We start from the raw sequence: 25,031 nt of genomic DNA, 5'->3' as shown, positions 1-25,031 counted from the left end.
GGTGGTGGACTTCAGCCGGCAGCCGCGCTTAATTCGCGACGCCGTTGCCGGACTGGTCGCGGCCGCCGCCGTGGCCGTGGCCGTGGTCGCCGTCGACTGGCGTCATGGCGACGTACAACGAGCCGTAGATGAGCGCGAGATTGATCGCGCTGACGAGGCCGGCAACCGCCGAGTGGGTGACTCCGTAGACGACCAGCGGGACGATCGCGAACAGCCCGACGGCCGCCGCGTGACGCGGTGTAACCGATTCGAGAGTCGAAGCCATACGTGATACTCCGGAGTCGAACCCATTAACCTCGCAGGGTGTTCCTACGGCGTGGGAAGAGCAAGCGCAAGTAAGTTATTCGGTTCCCCTACCACCCCGTATGAGTTCAGCGACAGAAACGGAACCCCAGGAGGCCGACCGCGTTCGCGAGATCGGCCACGAGGAGTACGACCCGATCGGGACGGCCGTGCTGATCGGGCTCTACTTCCTGATACTGGTACTGCTGTGGCTGTTCATGTACTTCGTCGAGTTCCTCGGTAACGGACCGACCGTCATCGGGACGCTCGCGACGGTGGTGGGCGTCGCATGAACATCCACACCTACGAGAAGATCTGGCTCGTCGCGGCGATGGTCCTGATCGTCGGTTTCATCGCGACGATCACGTACGGGGCGGTCGGCCCCGGCATCGCGATGATCGACGACGAGGGCGGTGACATCGATCCGGACAACATCGACGAGCACGAGCGCTTTTCCGATCCCGGGGTGACCCACGTCGGCGGCAACGAGTACGAGGTGAACGTCGTCGCGCAGGCGTGGACGTACTTTCCTCGCGAGATCGAGGTGCCCGCGAACAGCACGGTGACGTTCTACGTGACGAGTCGGGACGTGACGCACAGCTTCACCGTTCCCGGAACGAATATCAACACGATGGTAATTCCTGGCGAAATATCGAAGATGACCGTTGAGTTCGACGAACCGGCCGAGTACGGCATTCTCTGTAACGAATACTGCGGCTCCGGTCACCACACGATGGAAGGGAAACTGACCGTCGTTCCCGAGGACGAGTTCGACCTGACCGAGCTGTCGGCCGAGGGGCCCGACGAAATCACGGCGGGCGAGTCGGCGACGATCAACGCGACCGTGACCAACGGGCTGCAGGAGGACCTCGAGACGACGGCCACGCTCGAGATCGGCGGTGACACGTACGAGGAGCCGATCACCGTTCCCGGCGACGGCAGCGAAACCGTTTCGTTCGCCGTCGCGGGCGACGACCTCGGTGAGGGCGACCACGACTGGACGGTGACCGTCGACGGCCACGAGGAGAGCGGCACGGTGTCGGTCACCGCCGCCGCCGCCGCCGACGGCGACTCCGCGGGGAACGAGACGTCCGGCAACGCCACTGCCGACGACGGGGGTGAGGACGATGCGTAACGCCTACGTCGACCAGTTCCCCGACGAAGCGCGCGTGATCAGGGCGGCGTTCTGGAGTTCGTTCGTCGCGCTGGCGATCGGCGGCGTCCTCGGTCTCGTCCAGGCGCTCCACCGGACGGACGTCCTCCGGGTCATCGACTCGGCGGACTACTACACCGTCCTCACCGCCCACGGCGTGTTGCTGGCGATCGTGTTCACGATTTTCTTCCTCGTCGGCCTCTTCACGTGGGCGGTGACGACGAGCCTCGACCGCGGTCTCGAGGACTTACGCTTCACGTGGGGCTGGTACGGGCTGATGGTCGTCGGAACGGCGCTGACCGGGATCGCGATCCTCGGCGGCGTCGTCGACGCGATTCCGGCGAGCGCCGACGTGCTCTTTACGTTCTACGCGCCGCTGCAGGCGCATCCGATCTTCTACGTCGGGCTGGTGCTGTTCGTCGTCGGGACCTGGCTCGCCGGCGCCGACTGGTTCCGGACCTGGTGGGGCTGGCGCAAGGACAACCCCGACGAACGGATCCCGCTCCCGACGTTCATGACGCTGACGACGACGCTGTTCTGGTACCTCTGTACGCTCGGCGTCGCCGCGTCGATCCTCGTCTTCCTGCTGCCGTGGTCGCTGGGGATCGTCGACTCGGTCAACCCGCTGCTGACCCGGACGCTGTTCTGGTACTTCGGCCACGCGGTCGTGTACTTCTGGCTGATGCCGGCGTACATGCTGTGGTACATCATGCTGCCGAAGCTCTCGGGCGGCAAGCTGTTCAGCGACCCGCTCGCGCGCGTCGTCTTCGTGCTCTTCCTGATCCTGTCGACTCCGACGGGGATCCACCACCAGTACCTCGACCCCGGCATCGCGGAGGGGTACAAGTTCATCGCCATGACGAACACGATGTTCCTGCTGCTTCCCAGCCTGCTGACGGCCTTTACCGTCGTCGCCAGCATGGAACACGGCGCGCGCCAGCGCGGCGGCGAGGGGTATCTCGGCTGGCTCAAGGCGCTCCCGTGGCGCGATCCCGTCTTCACCGGGATGGCCCTCGCGGGGCTGATGTTCGCCGCAGCCGGCTTCTCCGGCATGATCAACGCCGGCATGAACATCAACTACCTCGTCCACAACACCTGGTGGGTCGTCGGCCACTTCCACCTGACCGTCGGCACCGCCGTCGCGCTGACGTTCATGGCGGCGACCTACTGGTTCCTCCCGCAGGTGACCGGCAAGGAACTGTGGAACCGGTCGGTCGCACTCGGACAGGTCCTGATCTGGTTCGTCGGCATGACGTTCATGTCCAACGCGATGCACCGGTCCGGACTGTTCGGAATGCCGCGCCGAACCGCCGAACCGCAGTACCAGGGATTCGATTTCGAACCCGCCGTCGGCACCGTCGCTGAGATCAACGCCCAGGTCGCGCTCGGCGCAGTGTTGCTCACCGTGTCGCTCGCGCTGTTCCTCCTGAACGTCACGCTCACGTCGTTCAACGGCCCGAGCGACGCGATCCCGGACAACACCTACGCCGGCACGCTATCGGGCCCCGAAGACGCGCCGGTCGTCCTCGACAACCTCAAACTCTGGACGGCCATCGCGGTCGTGCTGGTGATCTTCGCGTACACGCTGCCGCTCGCGAGTATCGTGAACGGCGGTGGGCTGTTCGGCTCCGGCATCGAGGGGTACCAGCTCAGTCTCGGTCCGAACGCACTGCCCGTCCTCGAGACGCTCGAGACGGTCCGGGAGGTGGTCGTCTAATGCGCATCTCGAGGGGTAGCCTGCTCGTCGTGCTCGCCGTCCTCGTGCCGATCGTCGTCGAGCTGCGGACGGCGCTCTCGTGGTTCGGGATCTACCTCTCTGTTCTGGAGACGGTCGCGATCGGCGTCGTCGTCGCCGCTGCGATCGTGATCTGGGCGGTGCTCCCCTCGCGACGTGACGCGAATAGGACGAACGCGTAACGTGACTCGCTACTACGATCCGTTTTCTCGAGTCGGACGCGAAATTCGCGGTAAGTACAGGTCGAGTCGGTGACCGAGGAATGACCGATTGCTCCCGAAGGCGGCAGAGGCCACGTATTGAAAATCGTATCACGGAGCTATCCGATCAGCCCGAGCAGACCGAGGATCCACCGAGCGCCTTCGCTGGCGGCGAACAGGGCCCCCTCCAACCGAGAGAGTACTCGGCCCGTCCAGAGGGCGGTGACCATCAGGAGAACGATACCGACTAACCACGCCAGCGTCCCCAGTGCCGTACCGCTCACCACGAGCGGCCGAATGATCGCCGCCACGCCCATGATCCCCGTGATGTTGAAGATGTTGCTGCCGACGACGTTACCGACCGAGACCCCGAGGCTTCCCCGTCTGATAGCCACCAGGGAAACGGCGAATTCCGGCGTCGAGGTTCCCGCGGCGACGATCGTCCCGCCGATGACCCATTCGGAGATGCCGGCGCCACGGGCTAACTCCGAGGCGGCCAGTACCATGTAGTCGCCGCTTATCAGCACCAGCGCTAGCCCGCCCACGAGAAACGCGGCGTCTCGCCCGCGAAAGGCCACCCGTTCGGTCACCTGACGGGTCACCGCTCCTTCCCCGGACGGCTGATCGGTCGGTCCTTCCGATTCCGTGTGGTTGCCCCGGAGCAGATAGGCCGTGTAAGCGACGAACAATCCCACTAGGAGCGTACCTTCGACCCTCGAGACCCGGAGGTCGAACAGGATGATGCCACCGATGAGCGTGCTCGTCAGCAGCGCGACACCGTCGCGATGGACGAGCGATTTCTCGATCGGAATCACCTTCAGCAACGAAATCGCTCCCAGAATGAACGCCAGGTTGTAAATATTCGAGCCGAGGACGTTCGCGACTGCGATGTCGCCTAACCCTTTGAGCGCGGCGTCGACCGAGACCGCGAGCTCCGGTGTCGACGTCCCCATCGCCACGATCGTCAGTCCGATTACGAGGTCCGAGAGGCCGAACCGTCGAGCCAATCGGACGACCGCATCCACGAGGAGTCGCGCGCCGATCCACAGGCCCAGAACTGACAGGAAGATAACGCCTATTTGACCGACGACGCCCACTTGAACCATGGTACGGGCATTCAGTTGATCGGTAAATCAATGTTGGGTGTCCTTTCGCTCGCCCTCTCGCTGTAGGACACGTATCCGCCCCCGCTCAGCACGATCCTTGACCGTCCGCAGCAGTGGTAGCGGTATCGGTACTCGTACGCGCAGCGCTCGAGGGCGGGTGCCGATCTGCGGGGAGGAACGAATCACCGTGTGACCTGCCCACCTCACCTCGCTTCGAACCCGTTCGTCCGCTGGGTTTCAACTGGTTCTCGGAGATCGACTTCCGCTCTCTACCGATTCGTGCGGTGACTCTCTCCGCGTAGATTCGTTGAGCGACCGGAATAGGGACAATAGGTACAATATTTGAATTGGGGATAATAGCTGCAATAGGGAAGATAGGAGCAATAGGTACAACAGATGAGGTGGGTGCCGTAGGAACGATGGGCTCGATAGGTAGGGCTCACTCAAGCGGTCCAGTCGCTATTGGACTCGTTCGTAGTCTCTCCTCGAGTCACGATAGCTACCTAACGGTAAATCGGAACGATAGTTACAATAGGTAGAATTTCTCCACCGTATACAATAGGTGCAATAGGTAGCTATCAGAAAGTAGGTCGAGTAGCTATTAGCGGGACAGCTATCGACCCTTCCGCGCCTCGAGTGCGTTCACTACGCGAGACAGTTCCCGGAGCTACCGAACCTACGACAGCCACAATAGGAAAAATAGGTGCAATAGGTGAACTAGGTAGCTTGCGAAAGCTGCCTACTGCACCTATTCTACCTATTACAGCTATCGAAGTTACAGTAGGTAGAATTAAGAAGGTAGAATAAAATGTCTTTCTTGCCCGCTGAACCAACCACGCACGGGACAATAGGTACCTATCATACCTCGATCGGGCGGGCGAAGATACCCATGGACGAACCAACGACCGAGCCACGCGCCGTAAGCGTCGTGATCCTGAAAGGCGGTGTCGGCAAATCAACGACGGCGATGAACCTCGCGCGACAGCTCGCCGAGCGCGGCGACACGCTGTTCGCCGACCTCGACCCGAACGGGCACGCGACGAACGGGCTGGGATTCGAGGCGGCCTACCAGGGCGAGATCAACCTCGGCGACGTCATCCTCGAGGGCGACGCCACGCCGCAGGATCTGATCCGACCGACGGACCACGGCTTCGACCTGCTGCCCTCGTCGAATACCCTCGAGGACGTCGAGAAGGATCTCGCCGGCGCGATGCAGGGGTCGGCCCGGGTCAAATCGAAGATCGTCGACCCCCTGCTCGGCGACGTCTACGATTACGTCGTCTTCGACTGCCCGGCGTATCCGGGGATGCTCAACAACAACGCGCTCGTCGCGACAGGCAACGTCATGATCCCGATCGAACCCGGCTCGAGCGCGATCGGCGGCTACAAGCGCACGATGGAGCGGTTGATCGAACCGGCCCGCGAGTACATCGACGTCGACGTGCTGGCCGTCGTCCCGAACAAACTCGGCGACCGAATTGACCAGCAGACGGAGGACCGCGAACTCCTCGAGAACTTGAATACTGCGACCTACGAGGTCAATCCCGGACAGCCGCTGCAGGAGGCCGTCCCGGAGTTTGCCCGGATCACGGCCGAGGAGTTCGAGGCGATCGACGCCGGCGAGATGGACGCACCGAAGCCGGGGATTCGACATCGCTCTGCACTGTCGCGCTCGCTCCAGCACAACCAGCCACTGCAGGACTACGATCCAGAAAGCGATCAGATCTCGTGTTACGAGGAACTGGCTGAAATCGTCGTCAGCGGAGGGATCGACCGATGAGCAACCCGTTCGACGACCTCAAAGCGGACGACGAGACGGCGACGGATTCCGAGTCAGAGTCGGATTCGGAACCGAAGTCAGCGACGGACCCGGATGACCGATCCGCAGCGGACTTAACGGAGACCGCCGACGCGGGCACTGCGACGTCGAAAACCGAAACAGCGACAGCGGAATCGTCGGAATCGCGCGCCGACGACACTGACTCGAGTCAGCCGTCACGACAAGACGACTCAAACGACGTGACGGCGAACGACGAGACTGCCGCCGAACAGCAGTCACCGGCGGAGACCGGACCGGCGTTCGAATACAGCGAAGTGCGACAGAAACCGCTGTACGCCCGTGACGAGACGTGGAACGAACTCGAGGACGAACTCGGAATCACCGTCACGCCCGAACTCCGTCGGATGGGGATCCGGGACGAGGAGACGAGAGAAATCCACGACGCCCTGTTGAAGGTCGCAATCGAGCATATCGACGAGGTGCCCGAAACGATTGCGGACGTACGCCGCCACTCGTCGTAGCTGAGCATACCGTAACTATCACGACCGCGTCGAGCGTACTCTTATAGAGCGCTAGCCGATGACTCGGGACCAACTAACATATCGGGAGGGGCAGACGCCACTAGACAAGAATCCGTCCTCAGCGGACGGACAGATATGGAAGCGACAGTCCTCTCGAGTGTCTCCGCCATGACTCCGGGGTTAGAACCGACCGAAGAGTACGACGGGTCGATTACCGTTCGCCTCCTCGATGATCGGACGGGAACGGAAACGATCAGTTGTTCCTCGTACGACGAAGCGATCGAGATCGTGACGGCAAACCGGGACTCGGTTACAGTAGCAAAGATCGTGGACCGAGACGGGAACGTCGTCTTTACGTCCGCTGAGATGGATATCGACGAGTGGGAACGTATCTGGCGGCGAGAGAAACGTCGGCAGTCCGTTACCGTCGAAGCGTATGATTGTCCCTACGATAGCGTTTCGTGTTTTGCCGATGACCGCTGCGTTCAGTGTAAAATCGATACGGTACGAGAACAGTACTGAGCGAATCCAGCCGTACTGAACAGGCACAGTGGCTGTATAACGGCTGATTTGATTGCTCGTCCGTCTGGCCGTCCCGCCGAAAGACCCCCCTCCTATTTACTGATCTATGTACCTCTATCCCCAGATATATAAATAATATCAAAGTTCATACCGATATCAGCCGACGGCGTATCTGTATGTCAGAGATGGCTACAGAGAAAACGAGTTGGTTCAGCTTCGGCCAACGAGATATGACGGTGTTCATTTTCGTCATGTCCCTCAGCGGCTTACAATACGCAATTACGGAGGTACTACCCGAATTCGACGTCGGACCGTTGGAACTGGGTGTCGGTGACTTCATCTTCATTCCGATCGTGCTGGTGTTGCTGTTTCGAACATTCTGGGCCGCACTCGCGGTTCCGATGGGAGAAATCGTCTTCGAGGACGTGCTATTGGGCGACTTCAATGGACTCGGAGTGATGGAAGACTTGCTGCTCGTTTCGACGTGTTTCTTCTTCGCGGCACTGCTGTTTCAGGACCCGAGGAATCGCCGCCAACTCGCCGCGGTCGTCCTCATCGCTGAGGGGCTCAACGAGTTCCTCGCCATGTTCGTCGATATCGGGAAGGTGTACATCGGCGTCGAAGAACTGGAAGCGGTGCCGGGACTCCCTGAGAGCATACTCGTGCTCGAGGGCGTCGACTTTCTCACGCAGATGGTGATCACGGGGATCATCTTCGGGGTTATTCCGGCACTGTATCTGTATCCTAAACTCCACGGAAAGATCGAGCCGCTGATGGGAATGGAACCGTACAAGGGGACGCAGGGGGCGTCCATGCTACGCGGTTTCTCGTGGACGGCAGCACTGTCCGTACTGATTGCGTTCCCCCTCGCGTTCGGGTTCGCGGCGGCCGCGGAATCCGGCTTCGGGCTGAACGTCGTGTGGGCGCCCGAATTCATGGACGCGTACGGTGAGATGTTTATTGCCGTCCCGATCGTTGCGGCCGCTCTCGTCGCGATCGTCGTCTGGCAGCGTGCAAAACACTCCGCGTAAACGGGCGTAAGCATGACAGAGACAGCTATCGACGTGTCGGATGTCACCTTCCGATATCCGGGGGTTGACGAACCGGTAGTAGAGAAAGCAGATTTACGTATCGACCGCGGCGAGTTTATCGCTATCCTGGGCGGAAACGGGAGCGGGAAGACGACGCTGTGTAAAACGTTCAACGGACTCGTCCCGCACTTCTTCGAGGGCGAGTTCGACGGTCGCGTACGCGTCGCCGGGCAAGATACCCGCGATGCGTCCGTGGCGGACCTCTCCCGCGACGTCGGCTACGTGTTTCAGGAGTTCGAAAATCAGCTCGTAACGCCGACCGTCCACGACGAACTGACGTTCGGCCCCGTCAATTACGGGCGAGATGATTACCGCGAGCGGGCGCTCAACACGCTCTCACAGTTGGATATCGAAACGGTCGATGGCCGTTTCATATGGGAGTTGAGCGGCGGTCAGCAGCATCTGGTCGCTCTCGGTGCGGCGTTGACGATGGAGCCAGAGATCCTCATCGTCGACGAGCCGGCCGCACAACTCGATCCCGTTCGTGCGCACAAAACCTACGAACGACTACAGTCGCTAAACGAGAAGGGAATTACGGTCGTTACGATCGAGCACCATACCGAATTCATCGCCGAGTACTGTGATACCGTTGCGCTGGTGGCAGACGGCACCGTCGAATGGAAGCGGCCGACTGACGAGGGGCTCAATCGAATCGAAGAGCTACGAGAGCACCGCATTCATCCCCCGCAAGTGACTCGAGTCGCCAGACGAATCGACGACGGCGGAGATCTCCCGACGACGTACGCCGATGCGATCGACCGGTATCGATCGCTCAAGTACGAGGCGGATCAAACGGACGACCAGGAAATCGAACGAGGACAATCGGAAGTCGAGCCGATCGTCTCGTTCCAGAACGTCGATCACGGATACACGACACTCCGCGATGGCGACGTTCGAGTACTGGAAGACGTTTCGTTGGATCTCTATCCGGACGAGCGGATCGCGCTCGTCGGCGCTAACGGTGCCGGGAAATCGACGCTGTTGCGGTTGATCACCGGCATCGAGAAGCCCGATTCCGGGCGCGTCACTGTCGACGGAACCGACACCGATGCTGTCCTTCCGGAAGCACTGGCGGCGGACATCACCTACGTCGATCAAAACCCCGAGGACATGTTTATCCGCGACTCGGTCCGAGGAGACATTGCCTATTATTTGCGAGAACGCGACGTCGCGAACGTCGAGGAACGGGTTGACGAAGTGATCGAATTTCTCGACCTCGAGGAGGTACAGGACCGTGACGGTCGACTGTTAAGCGTCGGTGAGCAGCGCCGCGCGTCGCTCGGAATCGGGCTGGCGACGGACCCGTCCATCGTGTTGTTCGACGAGCCGACCGGAAGCCTCGATCTGGCGAGTCGCCGTGAAGTCGAACGGACGATACACCGCGCTGATAACCGCGTCGAGACGGTTATCATCGCCACACACGACCTCGAGTTGGTCGCCGAGTGGGCGACGCGCGTGATCGTTTTGAATGACGGTGCCGTCGAAACGGACGGGACACCGAGAGACGTGTTTGCCGATCTCGACCGTCTCGAACGGTGTAACCTACGGGCGCCGCAAGTCGTTCGACTGAGCGACGACCTCGATATCTCGCCGCCTGCGACGACCGTCTCGGAGTTGGCCGACGGACTCTCCGAACACGCACCGGCCCTTGAGGGGAGCAACCGATGAGCTACCACGACGAGTTCCGGGACGCACTGTCGATCGAGTCGTTGAAACAGGATCTGCTCCGCACCGCGTACGACAACGAGGGGACGATCTTCAATCGACTCGATCCTCGCGTGCTACTTGCGTGGTACGGCGTGTTCCTCGTCATTCCGTGGTTGTTTTACGATCTGCGAATTCTCGGCGGGCTGCTCGCGTTCGTGTCCGTCCTCGCGATGGTATCTCGAGTCAGCAAGTATCTGATCGCGCTACTCGCGTTTGGCGTCGTAACGAACGTGCTCTTGTACGCGTTCGTAACGGTACTGATGGGCGGGAATTTCGTACAGAGTGCGACGGCACTGCTTCCCTACACGACGAAACTGACGATCGTCTCGGTGACGTCAATCGCCGTGTTCTCCGGGATGTCCCCGAAGAACATCAGCCGCGCGTTCATGAGCATCGGCGTCCCGCGCCAGTTCACGTTCGCGATCAGCTACGGGTACCGAATGTTGCCCGTTCTCATCGAAGAGTACCACGAGACGGTGAACGTCTACCGCCTTCGAAGCCGGGCACCAGAATCGCCCGGTCGTTTCAAATGGCGCTATTACGTCTACCTGATTCGGCTCTCGATCAGGGCGTTCTATCCGATGATCTTCGACGTCGCAAAACGAAGTCGCGTGACGGTCGAAGCGCTCGAGACGAGGGGCTTCTCGTATTCGTTAGCAAACGACAAAAGCCGTGAATTACAGTTAGGCGACCTGCGTGTCGGCCGATTCGACGTGCTCTTCATCGGTGGCTCGGCGATCGTCGTCGCAGGTATTATCCTTCCGTTCGTGTAGTCTTCTCGTCTTCTCACGTCGGTCACTCCGAGTAGAATCAGGACACACACCAGACATCGATCAGAACACATGGGAACTGCATTCGACGACTTTCTGACGACAGCGAAGACAGCAGCGACGGAAGTAAGCGAACTCCTCCGATCGAACTTCCGGTCGGACTACGACACGGCGCAGAAACGAGAGGGGACGCTGGTAACGGAGATCGATCTCCGTGCCGAACAGATCATTCGCTCGATTATTACGGAGGCCCATCCGGAGCACGCGATTATTAGCGAGGAGGCCGGGCGCGACGGAGCCGCACGGTTCACGTGGGTCGTCGATCCGCTCGACGGGACCGCAAATTACGTTACCGGGTTCGAGCATTACTGCACGTCGATCGCGTTGCTAGACGAATCTGAACCGGTCGTCGGTGTCGTCGTCCATCCCCAACGCGAGGATATGTACACTGCGGTCGCGGGTAACGGTGCTCGAAAAAACGGACGACCGATATCCGTATCTTCAGCGCCCTCGCTGGCGGAAAGTGCCGTGCTATTCGGTATCTCACCCCCGATCGTCGACGACGGTCGGCTGCGTCGGGTGTATCAGCACCTCTTTCCGCCTGACCGATCGCGAGGACTTCGCCAACTCGGGGCTGGCGCGTGCGATCTTTCGTTCGTTGCGAACGGAACGTTCGAGTGTTTTCTAGACAAGTACACGTCTCCCTGGGACGTTGCTGCGGGGAGTTTGCTCGTCGAGGAAGCCGGTGGAACAGTGACCGACTGGGACGGATCGCCGGTGAATTTCACGGCCGAGGAACGGGACGTCGGCATCGTCGCCTCGAACGGACGCGTTCACGGAGAGTTGTGTCAACTCTATCGAAACGAAGCAGCGAACCCGGACGCGGACTGAGCTGCCGTTTCGGGCCGCCGCTCAATTACCCTGACCGCTCGAGGAAATGAGCGAGACGGCTTCCTGATGGATCTGCGGATTCGACGCAAGGACCATCTCGCGATTACTCCCGTCCAGTTGCTCGATTCGGGTGATTTCGCCACCGGCCTCCTCAATGATCTGTATGCCAGCAGCCGTATCCCAGACGCTTAGCACCCGCTCGAAGAAGATATCGAACTGCCCGGTAGCGACCATCGCGAGTTCAGTAGCGGCCGATCCAAACCGTCTCACTCCCTGAGTCCGATCGAGTAGCGAACGGAACTGATCGAAGCTTTGTTCCTTGATCGTCGTCGGATCGAACCCCGTAACCACCAGTGCATCCGAGAGTGTGGCCGTGTCCGAAACCGAGATGGGGCGACCGTTCAGGTACGCCCCCTGCCCCTCGATAGCCGTAAACAGTTTGTCCGACGGAATATGGTAGACGACGCTCACGTCCGCTGCTCCTGTCCCCTCAAACGCGATCGACACCGAATAGTGGGGAATACCGTTGAGGTAGTTAATCCGTCCATCTAGCGGATCGACGATCCATCGCGGTTTCGTTGCGAACCCCGGATAGCGCTCCTCCGAAATCACGTTGTGCTCGGGAAAGTGACGCTCGAGTTCGTTCAAAATCGCTTTTTCAGTGGCCAAATCGCAGGTTCTGGCCGGTTCTTGGCCTGCTGCGCGATCGGTGTGATGCTCGTCCCACGATGCAAGCGCTTCAGCACCGCGACGGGCTGCTAACAGCGCAGCCCAGAGATGTGGATGCCGAGCCATACGGTGTGTGTCTGGGTCGCCGTCTATTCGTTTGCTATGAGTGCTATGTGGTCCTATGTACCGTCCCGGTGTACGCGAGCCGCGTCCCCTCAGACCGGATAGAACGGTTGGGTACAGCTAACGGCCCGTCCGTCTCCGTGAACTTCCGCTCGGACGTACGTCCGATCGACGAATCGATCGTTCGGAACCGTTTCGCCGGTTGCGACGACATCGCCGTCGGCGATCCATTCTATCCTCATCGCATCGGGGGCAGCGACGGAAATTGCGTCGTCCGTCACGTCGATCGAGCGGATGAACGGTGCGTGATGATTCCCGTTGTGCTGAACGTAAAACTGTCCCGTGGTCACTGCCTCTCGGACGGCTTCCTTCGAATGAGTAGACAAAAGTAGGACGATCCGCGACCGATTGAACCGTTTGCCGTCCCGTGGACGGGCGCGGCCGTGGTAGTCGTCGCCGGCGAACGCCCAGATCGGTCGATCGGGTCCAAAGTGCGTGAGCAATCGATCCCACAGTTCGCGACTCGGATACCGATCGTTCCCATTGAAGATCTCCATTCCGAGAAGGACGTCAGCGGTTTCGAACACCGAGACGTATTGTTCGTAGTTCGACGCGTCGTTGTATTTCGACGGGTGCGGGAGGATCGCCAACCCGTCCTGGTCCGCGATACGATCGAGTAGGGCAGTCATCGAGGCCTGTCGTCCGTGTCCGATATCCGTGTCCAGGCCGATCACATCGTGAAGCGAGCCGTGGTGCGACGCCCGTAATTCAGTTCCCGGAAGTGCGACCACACCTACGTCCGCCGGATTGATGTCCCACTTCGTCCAGGGCCAACTCGTTTGATCAAGTCGGTCGGGCATCTCCTCGTAGGGAACGTCTTTGTACTTCGATCGCTCGACGTAGTACTCGTGCTCCGTTAGCGAGAAAACGGTGTATCCGACGTTTCGATATTTCTTCAGTAGCGTCCGCGGCGAGGACGCCGGCGAGAGATTGTTTTTCCCGAGATCGTCGATCGGGATCGTTTCTGCGTCGATACTCGGTTCGTGAACGGACGTGTCGTCGCGTATCGTGTTCCGCGGCTCGTGCGTGTGAAACTGCGTGAGATGTTGTTCGTGCTCGTCCCACGCGACTCTATCATACGGGTGGAATTTTTCCATGGGTATCCAGAAGACACCGCTGTCAAAAATGTTATGGAAGGTGCCATGAGAGGAATGTAATTTCGATGCCACTGAAAATTTTGGCCCTATGTGCCCTCTAACGCGTCTTTTACTTAGCCGTCACCAGATAACCGAAAGTCAGCACGGAATCAATTCGGGTTCTGAAAGACCCCCCACTCTCTATAGTCAAATAGTGACCTTAGTAGACGTATTGTCGGTTGAGGGCCTGTCACTATAACAGTCAGCGAGAGAAAATATGAATCGACTCCTCGATTGAATACTATGTCCAACGGCGGATCGAGATTTCTGTTTTCGTCTCGGGATGGCCAGCCGCGTCGGCGGATCGCTGATCGGAGAGAACGCGTCCGACCGACGAGATACGCGACATCGTTGGCGTCGCGCTTCTCGATCGATTTCCGTCAGAAGCGATCACTAAAGTCGCCGAAATAGCCGTGTACGGTGGGTTTCGTTTCTATCGAGAGCAACCACAGTCACAACCACTTTTGTTGGTCGACGATTCAGATCACGGGTTCATGGAGTGCAACGCGATTCGATTTCACGCCAGTCGCGAGTTGAAAAGGGACTTTCTGTACCCGATCGTGAACACCCTGTTCGATCATTCGGCAGTGGTAATATCTAATTCTCTACTAGTATTCAAATCAGATAACTATCGAGGAGAGACCGATACTCAGCACCACCAACCGTCGTATCCCGATCACCTCTTTTCGACGGGTACTCGAGAGAAGACCGCGTCACTTCATCCGATACACTTCATCCAGCCAGATGTCGCCGTCGTTCGGCTCGAGGATGCCGTCCATGACCTCGTCCCACGCGGCTTGCGCGTCGCTCTCGTCCATTACCTCCTTGATGGCGTCCGGATTCTCGAGTTCCAGATAGCCGAAGACGTGGCCGTCGCGCTCGAACACGGAGTAGGTCTCGATGCCGGCGTCGGACTCGAGGTACGCGTCCTCGAGTTCGTCCGGGACGTTCCGGTGTTCCTCGCGGTACGCGTCTCGCTGTCCGTCGACGATTTCCAGGTGGAACGCGATTCGTTCCATACGAAGACCGTTTTCTCACGATGACATAGATGTTCGGGTGCCGTCAGCCGCGACGGGTCGACGGTCCTCGGGTGTGCGACGACCTCGCGTCGCGCGACGGCGAACGACACTAGGCGTCCGAATCCCCTGCGTCGACCGGTCGCTCGAGACGCAGCAGTTCCGCGTCGTCGTGGGTGACGACGAGCGGGTCAACGGACTCGAGCGTCGGGGCCTGGTTCCACTGCTCGTCACCCCCGTCGCGGGCCGCCGTCACCGCCGTGACGAGCCAGTGGGTTCCGGGGTCGTGTTCATCGACGAGCGTCGGGATCGTCGTTCGCGAGTGGCAGACGTTCGTGTTCGGCTCTCCGTTCGTCGTTTCGCCCTCACGTTGCTCGCGGCCGTCCGCTCGGAGGTCGCGAACCCCGCTTGTACCGCCGGGCGTTCGACACCACGCTCGGCCCGTTCCCGTCCGGTACTCGTGGCGATCCGGCCGGTCGTCCTCGCCCTTGGGGAGCGCGAATCCGCCTTCGGCGCTGCGGAGCGGCCGATCGCTCTCGACGCGGTGGACCCGGACGTGCCACGGCGACGCAGGCGCGAGCCAGGTATCGACGCGGACGTCGTCCCAGGGCGTCCACCGCGAGTAGAGCGTGCCGTCCCGGACGGCGGTTTCGTCGACCGACTCCCGAATTCGGTACGCACGGCCGTCCTCGCTCAGCGCCAGTGCGCTGTCGAGGCCCGCACCCTCGAGTCCGGGGCGGCGACCGCGGACGCCGAAGCCGAACTCGCTCGAGTAGGCGAACTTGGTGTACTTCTCGCGGTAGTGGGTCGACTGGCCGGCGGCGAGCGCGTAGTGGTGGTCCGCCGTCTGATCGCGGCAGACGATCAGCTTCGGCTCTGGCTGGACGACTCGTTCGGGCAGGTCCGGAAGCGGATCGGGATCGGCCCGCCAGAACGGATGGTCCGACTCGAGCGCCAGCGGAAGGAACGCCTTCAGCGCCCAATAGGGCGAACTGGGGGAGTTGTACGGCTCGCTCACCTTCAGCGTCGGGTACCGGTAGCCGACCGAGAGCGCACCGCCGTCGGCGAAGATCGGCTGCTCGAGCCACCACCGGAGGTTGCGCAGCCACAGCCCCTTCACCTGGCCCCACGGGAGCGCCTCACAGTCGGCGAACGCGAGCGCGCCCCAGAACGCCGACTGCGCGAACCGGTACGTGAGGCTCCGTCCGTAGGGCAGCGCCGCGCCGTCCGCGCGGAACCAGTGGCGAAACTGGGGCGCGAAGTCGGCGGCGCGCTCGCGGAACCGGTCGGCCCGCTCGGAATCGCCCTCGGCCAGCGTCGCGTAGATGAGCCCGTAGGTGTGCATCGCCCACGGGATGTAGTAATCCCGCGAACTCTCCTCGGCCGGTCCGTCGGCGTACCAGCCGTCCGTCGTCGCGAAGGACTCGAGGCGATCGAGCGTCTCCTCGGATAACTCGCGGTCGTAGTCCGCGTCGACGGCCTCGAGGCCGAGGTGCACCAGTACGCGGAAGAACAGCCAGTTGCAGTCGTGCAGCGACGCGTCGTCGACCTGCCGGAGATACGCCGCGACCCGGTCTTTCGTCGCCGGCTCGAGGGGGTCCCAGAGCCGGTCGGGTGCGAGCGCGAGCCCGAAGCCGATCGCGGCCGTCTCGACGTGTTTCTGCGAGTAGTCCCCCGCAGGTCCCCAGTACTCCGGATGATCGGGATCCGTGCCGTTTCGCAGCCCCTCGCGGAGCCGCGCCCAGCCGTCGAACTCGCCGCCGCCGGCGGCCAGCGGGACGAGCCCCCACAGCGGTCGCGCGAACCCCTCCAGATCCGCCGCGGCGTCCGGGAACCAGGCGCCCGCTTCGCTCGGTTTCAGGCGGGCACCGCCGGGACTGCGGTGGTTCTCGAGCGGTTCGACGAGCTGTCGGACCGCGCGTTGGACATCGGCGCGGGTCTCTAGCGGATTGTCGACGACGTCGTTCATACCGACCGTCTCTCTCGGCTGACAGTTAATTCTTCCGCGCCGGTCGCCCGACTCGCGGTAGTACCGCCAGACCCAGTCGGGGAAGGCTTCGGTGAAGTCGGGGATGTCGCGCTTGCTATCGCCGTTGGGATAGACGGCGTTCAACCGCCCCTCCGTTTCCCAGTAGCGGTCGTGCGAGCGGACGAACTCCCCGACGACTCGAGTTGGAGGTCCCGAACGACGAGGTAGTTGAACGGTCTGAAGGTGCACGCGCCGTCGCGTTGTACGTAGGCGTGGCGCATGTCGGCCCACTGGGTTCCCGCCCGCACGGTAGCCTTGCCGTAGCGGCGGACGACTCTGTTCGCGCGTTTTTCGCCGATCGCCGGAGCCGGGATAGTTAACTCTCCCCGCGACGACGGCATGCATAGCTGCTCATGCCATCGACAGATACGATCACGCAGGGCCCCAGAGCGGGTGCCACATGGCCCGCCGAGTGGGAGGAGTACGACGATCCGCACACGGGCGCTCGAGTGACTCGCCTAACGAACCATCCCGACGACGACTACCACCTCTACTTCACCGAGGACGGCTGGTACGACGACGGCCGGCGGCTGCTGTTTCGCAGCGACCGAACGGGGAGCCGACAGCTGTTCTCGATCGACCTCGAGTCGGGACTGATCACACAGGTGACGGCGCTCGAGGGGTTCCAGGGCGAAACTTCGATCCACCACGAGACCTCGGACGCGTACTTCTGGGTCGACGACACCCTGGTTCGGTTCGACCTCGAGCGACTCGAGGTCACCGACGTCCTCTACGAGGCACCCGAGGGGTACGAAGGCGGGTCGATGGACGTCAACGCCGACGGGAGCGTCGTCTACGCGGCGGTCGTCGAGGCGGACGTGGACCTCCCGGGCGAACGGCCGTGGATGGACGAGATGATGGAGGCGCGACCGCACGCGAAGATTCTCGCCGTGCCGGTCGACGAGGACGGCGGCGACCCCGAACTGATCCACGAGGAGGACCGCTGGATCAGCAGCCACGTCAACGCCTCGCCGACCCGCCCCGAGCTATTCACGTTCTGCCAGGAGGGACCGTGGGACGGCGTCGAGCACCGCATCTGGGTCGCCGACGCGGAGACGGCCGACGTCTGGAAGGTCCGCGAGGTGCCCGAGGACGCCGGCATCGGCCACGAGTACTGGATGGCCGACGGCGAGCGGATCGGCTACCATGGCTCGATGCGCGATCCGCAAGGCCGCGACCGGGCCGACGATCCGGAGCCGTTCATCGGCAGCGTCCGCTACGACGACGCCGACCGCCGGGAAACCGCTCTCCCGGACGAGGTGTACGCGCTGACCCACACCCACGCGAACTCGCCGGAGTTGCTCGTCTGCGACGGCTCCTTTACGGGACTGCCCTACAACATCCTCTACCGATGGGACGAGGACGCGGGCGAGTACGAGGGGCCGCGCGCCCTCGCGACCGTCGACTGGAAGCCCGAGAGCCCCCACCCCCATTCACGATTTAGTCCGGACGGCTCGCAGGTAGTATTCGATTCGGACCGGTACGACGGCTCGAGCAACGTCTACCTCGTCGACGTCCCGGAATTCGAGGGACTCCCCGAGTACGAGCCGTCCGCGTGGGACTGACGGGCAGTTCCGGTCGCCCTTTTCGCGGCGAACGACGGACTGGATTCGTCGTGTTAGTAGATCGCGTGCCCGCCGTCGACGTAGAGCATGTGGCCGGTGACGAACGACGCGTCGTCGCTTGCCAGGTAGAGGTAGGCGCCGGCGATCTCGTCCGGCGATGCCCGCCGCCCCATCGGATTCCGCTTTTGAAACGCCGACCCGTCGGTACTCGAGCCGTCGTTTTCGGAGCCGATCTGCGTGTCGACGGGACCGGGCGCGACGGCGTTGACGCGAATATCGTACTCGGTGCACTCGAGCGCCGCAACCCGGGTGAGCATCGTGATCGCGGCCTTCGAGGGATCGTAGGCGGCGTGGCCGACCTGCGCGTATTCGGAACTGATCGAGGCGGTGTTGACGATCGAACCCGAGACGCCGCGGTCGACCATGTCGGCGGCGGCCGCCCGACAGCCCGCGAAGACGCTGCGCGCGTTCGTCTCGTAGACCGCATCGAACGTCTCGACGTCGAGGTCCAACAGCGAGCCGCCCCGGAAGATGCCCGCGTTGTTCACCATGACGTCGACGCCGCCGAACTCGCGGGCCGCCCCGACGAGCGCCTCGAGATCGGCCGGATCGGAGACGTCAGTCTGCACGAACCGAGCTTTGCCGCCGTCGCGTTCGATCCGTTCGTGCGTCGGCGCGCGGTCGTCGTCGCCCTTCGGCGACTCGCGAACGTCGGCCACGAGGACGGTCGTGCCGGCATCGCCGAACCGCCGGGCGACCGCCCGGCCGATCCCCGAACTGCCGCCGGTCACGATGACCGTCTCGCCGGTGAAATCGTACTCGCTCGAGCCCATACCGGTTCTGCGGGGGACGATTCCTTAGGTGTACCGCCCGCCGCCAACCGACGCCGCGGCCGATCGTTTGTCCGGTGTCGACGGACGAATTCGAATCTTTCGTGCGGCCCCTCGCCGCCGCTATCGCGCTGAGCGCGGCGTATCGCGCAGGCGCGGGCCCTGTTATGTGATAGTGAATTCCGTTCGATTCCGACGCACGTCCGCTATCACCAGAATCGGACGCCATCATGAATTACAGTAGTACGGGTGTAATGAAATGGTGGGGCGAAATCGTGGGTGGCGTTCGAAGGAGTCGAATTCTACCGTAACAGCGGTCCTCGAGGGGTATCGTACGGAGTTCGGTCACGAGCACGAGTCCGTTTATCTCGTCCGGTGATACCGGACGGTTCATCGCAGGTGGGACGGTGTTCCCGCCGGACGAGCGATTTCGGGACCCTCGAGCCGGAACGCGAAGCCGAACGGAAGGGTGGCAACTCGACGATCGATTCGATAGCGAACGGAGACGGGTATCGATCGACGGACACGGAACCGAACCCGCAGAAAACGAGTCCCGCGTTACCGGAACTGCGGCGCGACTTCGTCGGCGAACAGTTCCATCCCGTCTGTGTCGGGGAAGTCGATGAACCAGCCCTGGAACTTCGTGACGCCGGCCTCGATGCGGCGCTCGATCGCCTCGGCGCACTCCTCGGGCGTCCCCATGATGATGTACTCGCGGGCGTCTTCCTCGGTCTCGATCGGCGCCTGATCCTGGTACTCCTCCTCGAACTGGATCGGCGTCATCAGGTCGATCAGCGACTCGAGTTTCGCCTCGTCGCGGGTGCAGATGACGTGGCCGTCCCAGGAGTACTCGATCTCGTCGGGGTCGCGCCCGACCGTCTCGCAGTGGTCCTCGATGACCCCGATCTTGTGCTCGAGGGTCTCGACGTCGCCGTTGAAGACGTCGGTGTTCCAGACGTCGGCGTGTTTGGCGACGAGCTTCAGCGTCACCTGCTCGCCCTGGCCGCCGACCAGAATCGGCGGATGGGGGTCCTGCACGGGACCGGGGTCGCAGTAGGCGTCCTCGATCTCGTAGCGCTCGCCCTGGAAGGTCGCGCCCTCGCCGGCGTCGGTCGCCCACATCTCCTTCATCAGCCGGATGCCCTCGTCCAGTCGCATCAGCCGCTCGAAGCCGTCGCGGTACTCCCAGCCGTAGGCCTCGTACTCGGGTTCGTGCCAGCCCGCGCCGAGGCCGAGCTCGAGACGGCCGTCCGAGATGACGTCGAGCGTCGCGGCCATCTTCGCGACCAAGGCGGGGTTGCGGTAGTCGTTACAGAGCACGAGCGACCCGAGGTTGATGTCGTCGGTGAAGCCGGCCATCGCCGACAGCAGCGTCCAGGCCTCGTACTCGGCGTGGTCGCGCCCGAGCATGAGGTGGTCGGGCGCCCACGCGGCGTCGAAGCCCAGTTCCTCGGCCTTCAGGATGCCCGCCTTCGTCTGCTCCCAGTCCAGTCGCTCGTAGCGGGGCGTGTCGCGGTGCACCGGCTCGTCGTCGCCCTCGTCCGGCGCGCCGGCGAACACCGGCACGTTGAACTCGAATGTGACGTCCTCGGACATGGTCACTCGACGGCGAAGTGCTCCAGCGCCTCGCGGTTGAGTTGGGTGCTGACGCCGGGCTCGTCGGGGATCGGAATCGACCCGTTCTCGGGCGAGGGCGGGTTCTCGAAGATCGCGTCGGCGTAGGTCGACTCCTGTTCCTCCTGCTGTTCTTCGAACCACTCGGGCGTCGGGAAGTACTCCGCCATCGGCATGTTCGTGTGCGCCGCGATGGCGTGCAGCGTCGGATTCGTGCCGGCGTGGGGGATTACTGGCACGTCGTGCACTTCGGCCATGTCGGCGACCTTCATCAGCTCCGTGATGCCGCCGACTCGGCCCACGTCAGGTTGGAGGATGTCGACGGCACCCTCCTCGAGGAGGTCCTCGTGACCCCAGCGCGTGAACTCGTGTTCGCCGCCGGAGATCGGCATCGGCGCGGCTTCGCGAACTTCGGCGTAGCCCGAGATGTCGTCGGCGATGACGGGCTCCTCGACCCACGCCATGTCGTAGGGCTCGAGGCGGTCGAGCATCTTCTTCGCGTAGCGGACCGACCAGCCCATGTAGGCGTCGGCCGCGATCTCGATCTCATCGCCGACGGCCTCGCGGACCGTCTTGACGATCTCCTCGTTTTTCTTCATCCCCGAGCGACCCGCCTCAGGACCGTGGAGGAAGCGCAGCTTCATCGCGTCGAAGCCCTCCTCCGCGTACTGGACGGCCTCGCGCTCGAGTTTCTCCATGTCGACGGGATGGAGGTTCGAGGCGTAGGCGGGGATCTCCTCGGTCGTAGGGCCGCCGAGCAGTTCGTAGACCGGCTTACCGGCTTCTTTGCCCGCGATGTCCCACAGCGCCTGATCGACGGCGCTGATCGCCATGACGGCGACGCCCTTCCGGCCGAAGGGAAGGGTCGCGCGGTACATCTGCTCCCAGAGCTTCTCGCGCTGGGTGGGATCCTCGCCCATCACGATCTTCGAGAGGGTTTCCTCGACGACGGTGGCGATGGCGCCGCTTCCCCAGTTCCCGACGCCGACGCCGGTGATGCCGGCGTCCGTCTCGACCTCGACGACGACGTCGCCCACGGGCCCCATCCACTTGCGGCGGGCTTGGGGGTTCTCGCCGTCGACGTTCCGGTACTCCTTGTACTTCGACATGATCGTGACCAGGGGGAACTCGATGAATTCGCCCCACGATTCGTTGCTGATCTTGGTCGCGTTGACGTCCGTGATTTCCATTCTCTCTCCTCGTGAACGCTACTGCTCTCGGAAGCGATAAAATCCTTTCCACTGATCCGATTGCGCCGCCGACAGCGGAGATCACTGCCAGCGCGGTCGTCCGGGAGCAGGCCGGCGGCGATCGGCCGTGGGCGGCGAGCGAACCGTCGCTCCGTTTCCGGATAGCGCAAAGTTATATGTGAGTAGATTGCAAACCACCACTAGCTCGACTAGAGCGAGAGGGAACTCCAGCATGAAGGCCATAGTCCATACCGGTCCCAGATCTATCGAAATTCGCGAACGAGAGAAGCCGACGCCCGCCGAGGACGAAGTGCTCGTACGAGTCGATTCTGCCGGACTGTGCGGTAGCGACGCCCACGCCTACACGTACGAAGACGGCTACGAGTGGATCCCGCTGCCCCGCATCATGGGCCACGAGTACTCGGGCGAAGTCATCGCCGTCGGCGACGCGGTGACCGACTTCGCGGCCGGCGATCACGTCGTCGAAGAACCGATCCACGACTGCGGTTCGTGTTTCCAGTGCAAGAACGGCCAGTCGAACGTCTGCCGGAACTTCGAGATCACTGGGATGCACAACGACGGCGCGTACACCGAGTACACGACCGTCAAACCGAAAGACCTGCACCACATCCCCGACAGCGTCCCGCTCAGACAGGCGAGCATCACCGAACCGCTGAGCATTGCGACGCGGGCCGTGTTCGACCGGTCGACCGTCACGCCCGGCGATTTCGTCCTCGTCGAGGGCCCCGGCCCGATCGGCGTCCTGGTCGCGGCCGTCGCCGACTCGCTGGGCGCGAACGTCGTCGTCTCGGGGCTCGGCAAGGACACCGAGTATCGGCTGCCGCTCGTCGAACGACTCGGCATCGAGACGGTCGACGTCGAGACCGACGATCTCGAGACGTTCGTGGAGGCGAAAGCCGACGGCGGCGGCTTCGACGTCGTCTTCGATACCACCGGCCACAAGAGCGGCGTCGAGATGGGCGTCGAACACGTCCGCAAGGGCGGGCAGGTCGTCGTCGTCGGACTGCCCGGCGCGCCGAGCGAACTGTTCATGACGCCGGTCGTCCGCGGCGAAGTCATGGTGAACACGTCCTACGGGTCGACCTGGCGGAACTTCGAGCAGGCGATCCGTCTCCTGGACGGCGGCGAGATCGACGCCGACGAGATCATCGATACCTCCTACAGCGTCGACGACCCGACCGCGGCGTTCGAAGCGTTCCTCGAGTCCGAGACCTGCAAACCCGTCTTCTCGTTTTCCGAATAATCCGGCGCAGGGGAGCGGTTCAGTTCTTCGCGTGCCCCGAACGACCTCGGAGCGAAGCGTTTTCGGCTACGTCTGGCAGGAATTTCAGCCGTCACGAAATATGAGTGAGTGTTACATTCTCGTTGTCAAAAAATAATTTATATCCGGACGGGTAACGGATCTGTTGCCGTTAGAAGCGGTTGATACCAATGAGCAATGACAATGCTGACAACGGAGAGCGATCGGACTGGACGCTCCCCCGACGCGGGGCGCTGGGATTGCTCGGAACAGCCGGGCTCGGCGTCGCGCTCGCCGGGGCGGGGAGCGCACAAGAGGACGGCCGCGGCGAACAGCCGTGGTACGCGTGGGACGCCGACGTCGACGCCGACGGTCACAGCCTGACCGAACTGGGCGCGCTCGCAACGGTGGCAAACGATGCGGCGATTACGGACTTCGCCGGTTCGAACCTGAACGTCGACGACGACGGCGTACTCAACGCCGAGGGGTCGGCCGACTCGATCCACGTCGTCACCGACTATCCGGGCGACACGCTCGACCAGAAGCTAGAGAACGTCCTCGAGGATCTCCCGAGCGGACAACCAGGGCACAAAATCGTCGTTCCGTCGCCCGATCCGGACGATCCGGCCGCGGCCGCGGGCCTTCCGGCCTGGCGGTTCGAGTCCCCGGTCGAGATCGACGACAACGTCGGCAAACTGGTGTTCGAGATGGGGTGGACCCTCGTCTTCGCCACGGAGCCGATCGAGAGCTTCTTCGTCATCGGACCGGACGAGAAGACCGAGAACATCAACCTCTACGGCGGAATGTTCTACGCTCGAGGGAACCTCGAGCGGTCGTTCGTCGACATCCAGGGTATCGGTCACATGCACGTTTCCCGGATGTACCTCCAGAGCCTGAGCGGGCGGAACAGCGTGCCGGCCGGGATCAGACTCGCGGACTACCACGGGACGAGCGAAGTGACGATCAAGGACACCGAGGTGACCGGCTGTCGCGACGCCTTCCTCGCCGAGTACGGGAACGAGGACGTCCCGTACGGCCCCTCGTTCGACCTCGACATCTACAACTGGCGGGGCGGCGGCGGCGAACACAGCATCCGGATCGACGGCGGCGCCTCGATCACGCTGGACTCGATCCAGGTCGGTGGCCACCCGCTGCAGTCGGTCAGCAAGGACATCGTCAAACTCGAGAACTCGGTCAATGAGACACGGAGCGTGTCGATCTCGAACGTCCACGAACGCCACAACGCGATGGACTACCACAGCGGCGTCAGGGCCGTCGACGTGACCGACGGCGAGGGGCCGCGACACAACGGGCTCTTCGTCGAGAACGTCGATCTGTTCCACGCCGAGTACAGCACCGATATCGAGTACGCGTCGTACTTCGATCAGCAGAACCTGCGCCCCGAACCCAACGTGAGCGACGACGCGGTCGGGTCGACGCGCTGGTTCGACGACGGTACACAACGGCACGAGACCTCTGGCTCCCACGAGTTCCGCGCCGGCGGATCGCCGACGTTCGCCGTCGAGGAATCCGACGTCCGAATCGAGGGGGCCGGCAACGGTGCCATCCTCACGACGCCGGACGGCGAGAGTCAGTACCGCCTTCGGATCGACAACGACGGGAACCTCATCACCGAGGAAGTCGAAGCCGACGACAGCTCGGGAGCGTAGCGAACTCGAGAGCGACGGTCGCAGCCACGAGCGCGAGGCCAGTCGATTCTTTTCGTCGGGAACGTAACGCACTCGCGTGCGACCCCGTGTAACACAACGCTTAGTAGCGC

The 25,031-nt window shown here is 62.4% G+C and carries 23 protein-coding genes; 14 read left to right on the top strand and 9 right to left on the bottom strand.

Features of this window, described 5'->3' with window-relative positions; all coding sequences use genetic code 11:
- Positions 1-28: 28 nt before the first annotated feature.
- Positions 29-265: a DUF8131 family protein gene (locus tag ACYQ26_RS07115; RefSeq protein ID WP_459808177.1), complete on the bottom strand. Its 237-nt coding sequence runs from the start codon at positions 263-265 to the stop codon at positions 29-31.
- Between the two features lie 100 nt (positions 266-365).
- Between ACYQ26_RS07115 and ACYQ26_RS07110 the strand changes: the two genes are divergently transcribed.
- The 4 genes from ACYQ26_RS07110 to ACYQ26_RS07095 are packed head-to-tail and all read left to right on the top strand — an operon-like array spanning position 366 to position 3,352.
- Positions 366-575, top strand: a complete 210-nt coding sequence (locus ACYQ26_RS07110) for a hypothetical protein (RefSeq protein ID WP_459808176.1) — start codon at positions 366-368, stop codon at positions 573-575.
- Positions 572-1,417: a cupredoxin domain-containing protein gene (locus ACYQ26_RS07105; protein WP_459808175.1), complete on the top strand. Its 846-nt coding sequence runs from the start codon at positions 572-574 to the stop codon at positions 1,415-1,417. The genes ACYQ26_RS07110 and ACYQ26_RS07105 overlap by 4 nt, the downstream gene beginning before the upstream one ends.
- On the top strand, positions 1,410-3,152 hold the full coding sequence (locus ACYQ26_RS07100; protein ID WP_459808174.1) for a b(o/a)3-type cytochrome-c oxidase subunit 1: 1,743 nt from the start codon (positions 1,410-1,412) through the stop codon (positions 3,150-3,152). Before ACYQ26_RS07105 ends, ACYQ26_RS07100 begins: the two co-directional genes overlap by 8 nt.
- Positions 3,152-3,352, top strand: coding sequence for a CbaC protein (locus ACYQ26_RS07095; RefSeq protein ID WP_459808173.1), 201 nt, complete (start codon positions 3,152-3,154; stop codon positions 3,350-3,352). The genes ACYQ26_RS07100 and ACYQ26_RS07095 overlap by 1 nt, the downstream gene beginning before the upstream one ends.
- A 137-nt stretch (positions 3,353-3,489) precedes the next feature.
- Here ACYQ26_RS07095 and ACYQ26_RS07090 read toward each other — a convergent pair whose 3' ends face one another.
- Entirely contained in the window at positions 3,490-4,476 is a 987-nt protein-coding gene (locus ACYQ26_RS07090; protein WP_459808172.1) for a calcium/sodium antiporter, read from the bottom strand.
- A gap of 889 nt (positions 4,477-5,365) precedes the next feature.
- Between ACYQ26_RS07090 and ACYQ26_RS07085 the strand changes: the two genes are divergently transcribed.
- The 7 genes from ACYQ26_RS07085 to ACYQ26_RS07055 all read left to right on the top strand — a co-directional run bounded on the left by ACYQ26_RS07085 (position 5,366) and on the right by ACYQ26_RS07055 (position 11,758).
- Positions 5,366-6,256, top strand: coding sequence for a ParA family protein (locus tag ACYQ26_RS07085; RefSeq protein WP_459808171.1), 891 nt, complete (start codon positions 5,366-5,368; stop codon positions 6,254-6,256).
- Positions 6,253-6,777 carry a DUF7970 domain-containing protein gene (locus ACYQ26_RS07080; RefSeq protein ID WP_459808170.1) on the top strand — a complete coding sequence of 175 codons (525 nt, stop codon included), beginning with the start codon at positions 6,253-6,255 and terminating at the stop codon, positions 6,775-6,777. Before ACYQ26_RS07085 ends, ACYQ26_RS07080 begins: the two co-directional genes overlap by 4 nt.
- Positions 6,778-6,945: 168 nt before the next feature.
- The gene (locus ACYQ26_RS07075; protein WP_459808293.1) at positions 6,946-7,299 is read left to right on the top strand and encodes a hypothetical protein; all 354 of its coding nucleotides are present in this window, start codon (positions 6,946-6,948) and stop codon (positions 7,297-7,299) included.
- A gap of 176 nt (positions 7,300-7,475) precedes the next feature.
- On the top strand, positions 7,476-8,330 hold the full coding sequence (locus tag ACYQ26_RS07070) for a DUF8171 family membrane protein (protein WP_459808168.1): 855 nt from the start codon (positions 7,476-7,478) through the stop codon (positions 8,328-8,330).
- 12 nt (positions 8,331-8,342) lie between these two features.
- Entirely contained in the window at positions 8,343-10,058 is a 1,716-nt protein-coding gene (locus tag ACYQ26_RS07065; RefSeq protein WP_459808167.1) for an ABC transporter ATP-binding protein, read from the top strand.
- Positions 10,055-10,870 (top strand): energy-coupling factor transporter transmembrane component T family protein, encoded by an 816-nt coding sequence (locus ACYQ26_RS07060; RefSeq protein ID WP_459808165.1) that lies wholly within the window; start codon positions 10,055-10,057, stop codon positions 10,868-10,870. Before ACYQ26_RS07065 ends, ACYQ26_RS07060 begins: the two co-directional genes overlap by 4 nt.
- Positions 10,871-10,939: 69 nt before the next feature.
- Positions 10,940-11,758: an inositol monophosphatase family protein gene (locus ACYQ26_RS07055; RefSeq protein WP_459808164.1), complete on the top strand. Its 819-nt coding sequence runs from the start codon at positions 10,940-10,942 to the stop codon at positions 11,756-11,758.
- A 21-nt stretch (positions 11,759-11,779) separates the two neighbouring features.
- On the opposite strand, the gene ACYQ26_RS07050 is transcribed toward ACYQ26_RS07055, so the two are convergent.
- The 4 genes from ACYQ26_RS07050 to ACYQ26_RS07035 all read right to left on the bottom strand — a co-directional run bounded on the left by ACYQ26_RS07050 (position 11,780) and on the right by ACYQ26_RS07035 (position 16,731).
- Positions 11,780-12,553 carry an inositol monophosphatase family protein gene (locus ACYQ26_RS07050; RefSeq protein WP_459808163.1) on the bottom strand — a complete coding sequence of 258 codons (774 nt, stop codon included), beginning with the start codon at positions 12,551-12,553 and terminating at the stop codon, positions 11,780-11,782.
- Positions 12,554-12,642: 89 nt separating this feature from the next.
- The gene (locus ACYQ26_RS07045; protein ID WP_459808162.1) at positions 12,643-13,707 is read right to left on the bottom strand and encodes a hypothetical protein; all 1,065 of its coding nucleotides are present in this window, start codon (positions 13,705-13,707) and stop codon (positions 12,643-12,645) included.
- Positions 13,708-14,459: 752 nt separating this feature from the next.
- Positions 14,460-14,765 carry an L-rhamnose mutarotase gene (locus ACYQ26_RS07040; protein ID WP_459808161.1) on the bottom strand — a complete coding sequence of 102 codons (306 nt, stop codon included), beginning with the start codon at positions 14,763-14,765 and terminating at the stop codon, positions 14,460-14,462.
- A gap of 109 nt (positions 14,766-14,874) precedes the next feature.
- Positions 14,875-16,731 carry a DUF2264 domain-containing protein gene (locus tag ACYQ26_RS07035; RefSeq protein ID WP_459808160.1) on the bottom strand — a complete coding sequence of 619 codons (1,857 nt, stop codon included), beginning with the start codon at positions 16,729-16,731 and terminating at the stop codon, positions 14,875-14,877.
- A gap of 413 nt (positions 16,732-17,144) precedes the next feature.
- On the opposite strand from ACYQ26_RS07035, the gene ACYQ26_RS07030 reads away from it, so the two are divergent.
- Entirely contained in the window at positions 17,145-18,356 is a 1,212-nt protein-coding gene (locus tag ACYQ26_RS07030) for an oligogalacturonate lyase family protein (RefSeq protein WP_459808159.1), read from the top strand.
- A gap of 53 nt (positions 18,357-18,409) precedes the next feature.
- Here ACYQ26_RS07030 and ACYQ26_RS07025 read toward each other — a convergent pair whose 3' ends face one another.
- From ACYQ26_RS07025 to rhcD, 3 genes are all read right to left on the bottom strand, one after another.
- The gene (locus ACYQ26_RS07025) at positions 18,410-19,189 is read right to left on the bottom strand and encodes an SDR family NAD(P)-dependent oxidoreductase (RefSeq protein WP_459808158.1); all 780 of its coding nucleotides are present in this window, start codon (positions 19,187-19,189) and stop codon (positions 18,410-18,412) included.
- Positions 19,190-19,744: 555 nt separating this feature from the next.
- Positions 19,745-20,782, bottom strand: coding sequence for an LLM class flavin-dependent oxidoreductase (locus ACYQ26_RS07020; RefSeq protein WP_459808157.1), 1,038 nt, complete (start codon positions 20,780-20,782; stop codon positions 19,745-19,747).
- A 2-nt stretch (positions 20,783-20,784) separates the two neighbouring features.
- Positions 20,785-21,990, bottom strand: a complete 1,206-nt coding sequence (gene rhcD, locus ACYQ26_RS07015) for an L-rhamnonate dehydratase (RefSeq protein WP_459808156.1) — start codon at positions 21,988-21,990, stop codon at positions 20,785-20,787.
- A gap of 232 nt (positions 21,991-22,222) precedes the next feature.
- Between rhcD and ACYQ26_RS07010 the strand changes: the two genes are divergently transcribed.
- Positions 22,223-23,254 carry a zinc-dependent alcohol dehydrogenase gene (locus ACYQ26_RS07010; RefSeq protein ID WP_459808155.1) on the top strand — a complete coding sequence of 344 codons (1,032 nt, stop codon included), beginning with the start codon at positions 22,223-22,225 and terminating at the stop codon, positions 23,252-23,254.
- Between the two features lie 188 nt (positions 23,255-23,442).
- Complete coding sequence (locus tag ACYQ26_RS07005) at positions 23,443-24,921, top strand: hypothetical protein (RefSeq protein WP_459808154.1); 1,479 nt, start codon at positions 23,443-23,445, stop codon at positions 24,919-24,921.
- Positions 24,922-25,031 lie beyond the last annotated feature (110 nt).

The organism is Halopiger thermotolerans (assembly GCF_054654555.1).
Note: the sequence above shows the minus strand (reverse complement) of the source record. Positions and strands in the feature narration are given on the sequence as shown.